The sequence below is a fragment of the Azospirillum sp. TSH20 genome, assembly GCF_003115935.1.
GTDB lineage: Bacteria > Pseudomonadota > Alphaproteobacteria > Azospirillales > Azospirillaceae > Azospirillum.
Map to the genome: position 1 here is coordinate 40,552 of NZ_LGQU01000008.1, position 6,189 is coordinate 46,740.

The following is a 6,189-nucleotide window of genomic DNA, read 5'->3' on the forward strand; positions in this document are numbered from 1 at the left end:
ATGGGTTAGTAGATTGATTTAAAATGTGTTTTTTAATGGACTGCCAGCAGGAACAGCCCCTGCCCCAGATAGACGCTGGCGGTTCCCATCACCAGATAGCGGCTCCACAGGCGGAATTGAGCGTCGCTCATGCGATCCAGAACGCGGCGGGAGAGATTCGTGCCCAGCAGTGCCATGGCGATCGACATCAGGATCACCGTCGCTTCCACCGTCTCGCCGGCATGGCCGGCCACCAGCGGGGCGAAGTAAGCGATCTTGACCAGATGGCCGACCGACTGGATGGCGGCCTTGGTGGCGACCACGCTCTGGCGGGTCATGGCGCTGCGGATGAAGAAGGCGTCGAGCAAGGGGCCGGAGATTCCGGCGAGCAACTGGATGCCCATGCAGAGGAAGCCGCCCAGCACGCCATGCAGCGGCTTCTGCGCGTTCAGCGCCCAGCGGGCGGGAATGGCGAGCGCCAGGAAGGGCGTCAGGCCCAGAATCAGAAGCGAGACCGCACGGTCCGGCACGGCGCCGACCAGGGCGAACAGCAGGCCGGCCACCGATCCGCCCAACGCGAATCGCAGGATGATCGGCCAGACCACATGACGCCGCCACAGCCACGCCCGCCAGCCGTTGGAGGCGAACTGGGTCACGCCATGCAGCAGCATCGCCGAGGGCACCGGCAGCAGGATCAGCAGCAGGCCCATCAGCACCATGCCACCGGCCATGCCGAACAGGCCCGACAGAAACGAGGTCACGAGAACGGTGAGGCCAAGCCCCACCATCAGCGGAAGCGTCAGCATGAATCAGCCCGAATGTCGGAGATCAGGCTGAAAAACTCGCACGCGCGCGGTTGCGCCGCAAACGGCATTGTTCGATGCTCAGCCTCAGGAAAAGTTGGAGTGAAGTAAGGATGGACGCATGCGTCGATTGCCCTCGCTGAACGGCCTGCGCGCCTTCGAGGCGGCGGCCCGCCATGGCAGCTTTACCGCGGCGGCGGCGGAGCTGCATGTCTCGCAGGCCGCCATCAGCCGGATGGTGAAGCTGCTGGAGGAGCGGCTGGGCTTCGCCCTGTTCGACCGGCGGGCCAACGCGCTGGTGCTGACCGAACGCGGCCGGGCGCTGCAGCCGGCGCTGACCGAAGCCTTCGACGGCATCGCCCGGCGGGTGGAGCAGGTGTCGGCGATGCGGGCCGGGCCGGTGCTGACGGTGGGGATGGGGGCGACGGTGGCGGTCCGCTGGCTGATCCCGCGCCTGTCGAGCTTCCACCTTGCGCATCCGGAAATCGAGGTGCGGATCGCCACCGGCGGGGCGGGGGCGCCGATGAACGACGACTGGACCTGCGCCGTCCTGCTGGGCGATGGCCAATGGCCGGGCTATGAGGCGGAGCGGCTGTTCTCCTCCAGCCTGCAGCCGGTCTGTGCGCCGCGGCTGGCGGCGGAGTTGCGCGGGCCGGCGGATCTGTCCGGCGCCACCCTGCTGCATGTGTCGCATTGGGGGGAGGACTGGCCGCGCTGGCTGGCCGCCGCCGGGGTGGCGGATCCGGCAGCGGCTTCGGGAATAAGGGGGCTGTCCTTCGGCAGCTATGCCATGACCTTGCAGGCGGCCATCGACGGCGTCGGGGTGGCGCTGGCGCCGCGGCTCTATATCCTGGACGACATCGCCGCCGGGCGGCTCGCCACGCCGTTCGGGCCGGCGGTGCCGATGGTCCTGTCCTGGTATCTGGTTTATCGCGCCTCCCGCCGCGAGGATGCCGGGTTTGGGCCGTTCCGCGACTGGCTTTATGCGGTGTGCGCGGAGGTTGGATAGGCGGCGCATGGCCGGGCGGCGCAATTGACCGATGCGCGGGCTGCAGGTGCCGACTTAGGCTGCGCGCTGTTTTGTGCCCGTTCCAAGCAGTCACGACCCTACAGGACCGCGCGATGCCGCCAACCGCTGTTCCGCACACCACGGAAGACGCCGCCCACCCTGCCCTGTCCCGCTCGCTGGTGCTGCTGATGGCGCTGGCCTGCGGCGTGGTGGTGGCCAACATCTATTATGCCCAGCCGCTGGTCGGGCTGATCGGCCCGGCGGTCGGGCTGTCGCCGGAGACCGCCAGCCTCGTCGTCACCCTGACCCAGGTCGGCTATGGCGCCGGGCTGGTGCTGCTGGTGCCGCTGGGCGATCTGCTGGAGAACCGGCGGCTGGTGGTGGTCACCCTGTGCAGCACGGTCTTGGCCTTGCTTGTGGCGGCGGTCGCCCCCAGCGCGTCGCTGTTCCTGACGGCGGCCTTCCTGATCGGCGTCACCTCCGTCGCCGTCCAGATGCTGGTGCCGCTGGCCGCCCACATGGCGCCGGAGGCCTCGCGCGGGCAGGTGGTGGGCAATGTGATGAGCGGGCTGCTGCTCGGCATCCTGCTGGCCCGGCCGGTGTCGAGCCTGATCGCCGACAGCCTGGGCTGGCGGGCGGTGTTCGGCCTGTCGGCGGTGGTGATGGTCGGCTTCGCCGTGCTGCTGTGGCGGGTGCTGCCGCAACGGCGGCCGAAGGGGCAGTCCAGCTATGGCGCGCTGCTCGGATCGTTGGGGCGGCTGCTGGTGCGGACGCCGGTGCTGCAGCGGCGGACCGTGTACCAGACCATGATGTTCGCGGCCTTCAGCCTCTATTGGACCTCCGTCCCGCTGCTGCTGATGGGGGCGCCCTTCCACCTCAGCCAGCGGGGGATCGCGCTGTTCGCCCTGTCAGGGGCGGCGGGCGCGCTGGTGGCGCCGATCGCCGGGCGGATCGCCGACCGCGGCTGGACCCGGCCGGCCACCGGCTTCGCGCTGGCGATGGCGGCCTTGTCCTTCTTCGTGGCGCGGGCCGGCGAAGGATCGATCGCGCTGCTGGTGCTGGCCGGGCTGCTGCTCGACATGGGCGTGCAGATGAACATGGTGCTGGGGCAGCGCGCCATCTATTCGCTGGGGGCGGAGACTCGCAGCCGGATGAACGCCATCTATATGGCGATCTTCTTCCTGGGCGGCGCGGCGGGCTCGGCGCTGGCCGGCTATGCCTTCGCCGTCGGCGGCTGGGCGCCGGTGACCTGGATCGGCTTCGCCTTTCCCGCCGTCGGCCTGCTGTTCTACCTGACCGAATTCCGTGGGCGGCACGCCGCCTGACCGGTGACCTTCAAAGGAGAAGACGCAATGGATCAACGTCCGCCCGATCAACGTCCTCTGGGCCGCAGCGGCCTGACGGTGTCCCCGCTCTGCTTCGGCGGCAACGTGTTCGGCTGGACCGCCGACGAGGCGACCTCCTTCCGGCTGCTCGACGCCTTCGTCGAAGCCGGCTTCAACTTCGTCGACACCGCCGACGTCTATTCGGCCTGGGCGCCCGGCAACCAGGGCGGCGAGTCCGAGACCATCATCGGCAAATGGATGAAGAGCCGCGGCAACCGCGACCGCATCGTCCTGGCGACCAAGGTCGGGTCGGAGATGGGGCCGGGCAAGAAGGGCCTGTCGCCGGCCTGGATCCGGACGGCGGTGGAGGATTCGCTGCGCCGGCTGCAGACCGACCGCATCGACCTCTATCAGTCGCATTGGGACGATCCCGAGACGCCGTTCGAGGATACGCTGGGCGCCTACAAGGAGCTGATCGACCAGGGCAAGGTGCGGGCCATCGGCGCCTCCAACCTGACGGCGTCCCGCCTGCGCGAGGCGCTGGAGGTCAGCGCCCGCACCGGCCTGCCCCGCTATGAGACCCTGCAGCCGGAATACAACCTGTACAGCCGCGAGGGCTACGAGGCGGAGCTGGAGGGGATTTGCCGGGAGAACGGGCTGGGCGTCATCCCCTACTATTCGCTGGCCGCCGGCTTCCTGACCGGCAAGTACCGCTCGGCCGAGGATGCCGGCAAGAGCGCGCGCGGCGGCGGGGTGGTGTCGAAGTATCTGAACGAGCGCGGCCGGGCCATCCTGGCGGCTCTGGACGAGGTCGCCGGGCGGCACAAGGCGACGCCGAGCCAAGTGGCGCTCGCCTGGCTGATTGCGCGGCCCGGCCTGACGGCGCCGATCGCGAGCGCGTCGAAGCCGGAGCAGATGGGCGATCTGATCGCCGCCGCCAATCTGCGGCTGGATGCCGACGACATCGGGCGGCTGGATCGGGACAGTGCCTATTGAGGCGGCCCGTCAGGGAGTGGGGATCGCCGCTGCTTTGGACGGGGCCGGTTTGCCGGCCGCGTCCGTCTTCAGCACCGCCAGGAAGGCGTCGGCCATGGCGTGATAGACCGAATGCGGGCAGACCAGCCGCGACAGGGTGGTGGCGAGCGCGGCGCTCAGCATCAGCGGCAGCAGCATCTCGGGCGAGGCGCTCATCTCCGTCACGATGACGACGGCGGTCAGGGGGGCCTGCACCACGCCGGCGAAATAGGAGACCATCGACAGCAGGACGATGGCGCCCAGCGAGCTGTCCGGCAGCAGCCCGCCGATGATCGAGCCGATGCCGGCCCCGACCGACAGCGAGGGGGAGAAGATGCCGCCGGGAATGCCGCAGATGCCGGACAGGACGGTCGCCAGCAGCTTTGCCGGGGCATAGTACCAGGGCAGCGTCTCCACCCCGTCCAGCACGGCGCGCGCCTGCTCATAGCCGGTGCCGAAGGTCAGGCCGCCGGTGGCGGCGCCGATCGCCGCCAGGGCAAGGCCGCAACCCAACGCGATGAGCAGCGGGTGGCGGGCCAGCCGTCCACCCAGGCCGCAGCGGATCCAGCGCGTCAGCCACAGCAGCAGGGAGCTGAATCCGCCGCCGGCCAGACCGCCGACGACGCCGGTCGCCAGAACCGCTTCCCAGTCGTGCCAGCTGGCCGAGGCGGCGGTGTGGCCGAAATAGGCGTAGTTGCCGAGCAGGCCGACGGCGACCAGACCGGCCGCCACCACCGCGATCAGCACGAGGCTGCTGGTCCGCCTTTCGAAGCTGCGGGCCATCTCCTCGATGGCGAAGACGATGCCGGCCAGCGGCGTGTTGAAGGCCGCGGCGACGCCGGCCGCCCCGCCGGCGAGGATCAGACCCGGCTCCCGCCCCAGCCCGGCGATGGAACCGGCCATCAGCATGATCGAGGCGCCGACCTGCACCGTCGGTCCCTCGCGCCCGATGGAGGCGCCGCAGGCCAGCCCGACCAGGGTCAGCAGGATCTTCCCCACGGCGATGCGCGGCGACAGCAGCCGGCGCTTGGCTGCCGGATCCTGGACATGGCGCGCGGCGATGGCCTGGGGAATGCCGCTGCCCTGCGATCCCGGCACCACGCGAAGGGCGACCCAGGCGGAAAAGGCCAGCCCCAGCGGAGTCAGCAGGAAGGGCAGCCAGGGAACTGCCCCGACGGCCAGCCGGAACAACTGCTGGGCGTAATCCGCGGCAACGGCGAACAGGACGGCGACCAGCCCGACCGCACCGGCACCGGACCAGAACAGCAGGCGCCGCCGCCAGTTTCTGGGGGACATCCAGACATGGTGGGGCCGGCGCAGCCGGTTGGGCAGCGGGTGGTGCGGGCGATTGGCAGAAGGCATCGACGGGGGCCGGAAGCGGGGGAAAAGGACGGATGAAACGGCAGGGGGCCGAGTTTAGGTCCGTTTTTTTCCGCAGGTCCAGCCACGCTCGTGCAGATCTGGCCCGAAGAGGCCGTTCGTGCACGAAAATATGGCGTCAGCGGCGGGCGGTGCTGCCCGAATGGGGCTGGTGGGGACGGGTTGAGCGACCGCGAGAGGCGATGGCGGCGCCCTGCAGGGTGCGCTGGCTGCGGCGTGCCTGCGCCTGTTCGACCTCGCGGCGGAAGTTGGGGCCGAGAGCCTCGTAGGCGGCCTTCAGCTCCGGGTCCTTCATCCAGAATTCCTGGCGATCCATGGTTTCCTCTTATATTGGCTGGCCGCCGGCCGAATGCCGGGCAGACCTGCGGCATGCCGCCCTTGCAGAAGCTGCTTCAGAAGCTGTTCCGGGGCGGGTCATCCGATGTTTTTATCGGGATGACGCCCACCTTCCTTTTCCGAAGGACGGGGCGGCATGACGACTGACAGGTTGGGGTGGCTGGTCTTCACTTCAAGATACCCCCGGTGTCTGACCGGGCGACTTTTCGAAAGCGATAACGTCCTGTCCACCCCAAGGTTCCAGCCGGCCCTCCCCCGGCCGCCGGTACTAGGACCGGCGGGGGGGATGGGAGATCTCCCTCTCCCCCCCGGGGAGAGGGGCGGGGGGAGGGGGGGGCATGGG

General features: G+C 69.5%; 6 protein-coding genes. 3 read left to right on the plus strand and 3 right to left on the minus strand.

Annotated features, from left to right (window positions below; translation table 11 throughout):
• Window positions 1–32 precede the first annotated feature (32 nt).
• Window positions 33–785 (minus strand): sulfite exporter TauE/SafE family protein, encoded by a 753-nt coding sequence (locus tag TSH20_RS02880; RefSeq protein ID WP_109073310.1) that lies wholly within the window; start codon window positions 783–785, stop codon window positions 33–35.
• 118 nt (window positions 786–903) lie between these two features.
• Here TSH20_RS02880 and TSH20_RS02885 point away from each other — a divergent pair, with 118 nt between their 5' ends.
• From TSH20_RS02885 to TSH20_RS02895, 3 genes are all read left to right on the plus strand, one after another.
• Complete coding sequence (locus TSH20_RS02885) at window positions 904–1,791, plus strand: LysR substrate-binding domain-containing protein (RefSeq protein ID WP_109073311.1); 888 nt, start codon at window positions 904–906, stop codon at window positions 1,789–1,791.
• A 113-nt stretch (window positions 1,792–1,904) separates the two neighbouring features.
• Entirely contained in the window at window positions 1,905–3,116 is a 1,212-nt protein-coding gene (locus TSH20_RS02890; RefSeq protein ID WP_109073312.1) for an MFS transporter, read from the plus strand.
• A gap of 27 nt (window positions 3,117–3,143) precedes the next feature.
• Window positions 3,144–4,112: an aldo/keto reductase gene (locus TSH20_RS02895; protein ID WP_109073313.1), complete on the plus strand. Its 969-nt coding sequence runs from the start codon at window positions 3,144–3,146 to the stop codon at window positions 4,110–4,112.
• A gap of 9 nt (window positions 4,113–4,121) precedes the next feature.
• On the opposite strand, the gene TSH20_RS02900 is transcribed toward TSH20_RS02895, so the two are convergent.
• Window positions 4,122–5,492 carry a chloride channel protein gene (locus tag TSH20_RS02900; RefSeq protein WP_109073314.1) on the minus strand — a complete coding sequence of 457 codons (1,371 nt, stop codon included), beginning with the start codon at window positions 5,490–5,492 and terminating at the stop codon, window positions 4,122–4,124.
• Between the two features lie 136 nt (window positions 5,493–5,628).
• Window positions 5,629–5,826 carry a hypothetical protein gene (locus TSH20_RS02905; protein WP_109073315.1) on the minus strand — a complete coding sequence of 66 codons (198 nt, stop codon included), beginning with the start codon at window positions 5,824–5,826 and terminating at the stop codon, window positions 5,629–5,631.
• Window positions 5,827–6,189 lie beyond the last annotated feature (363 nt).

Coding starts and splice junctions, on each gene's coding strand:
- TSH20_RS02905 (WP_109073315.1), bottom strand. CDS start 5,826: ATGGATCGCCAGGAATTCTGGATGAAGGACCCGGAGCTGAAGGCCGCC.
- TSH20_RS02900 (WP_109073314.1), bottom strand. CDS start 5,492: ATGCCTTCTGCCAATCGCCCGCACCACCCGCTGCCCAACCGGCTGCGC.
- TSH20_RS02895 (WP_109073313.1), top strand. CDS start 3,144: ATGGATCAACGTCCGCCCGATCAACGTCCTCTGGGCCGCAGCGGCCTG.
- TSH20_RS02880 (WP_109073310.1), bottom strand. CDS start 785: ATGCTGACGCTTCCGCTGATGGTGGGGCTTGGCCTCACCGTTCTCGTG.
- TSH20_RS02890 (WP_109073312.1), top strand. CDS start 1,905: ATGCCGCCAACCGCTGTTCCGCACACCACGGAAGACGCCGCCCACCCT.
- TSH20_RS02885 (WP_109073311.1), top strand. CDS start 904: ATGCGTCGATTGCCCTCGCTGAACGGCCTGCGCGCCTTCGAGGCGGCG.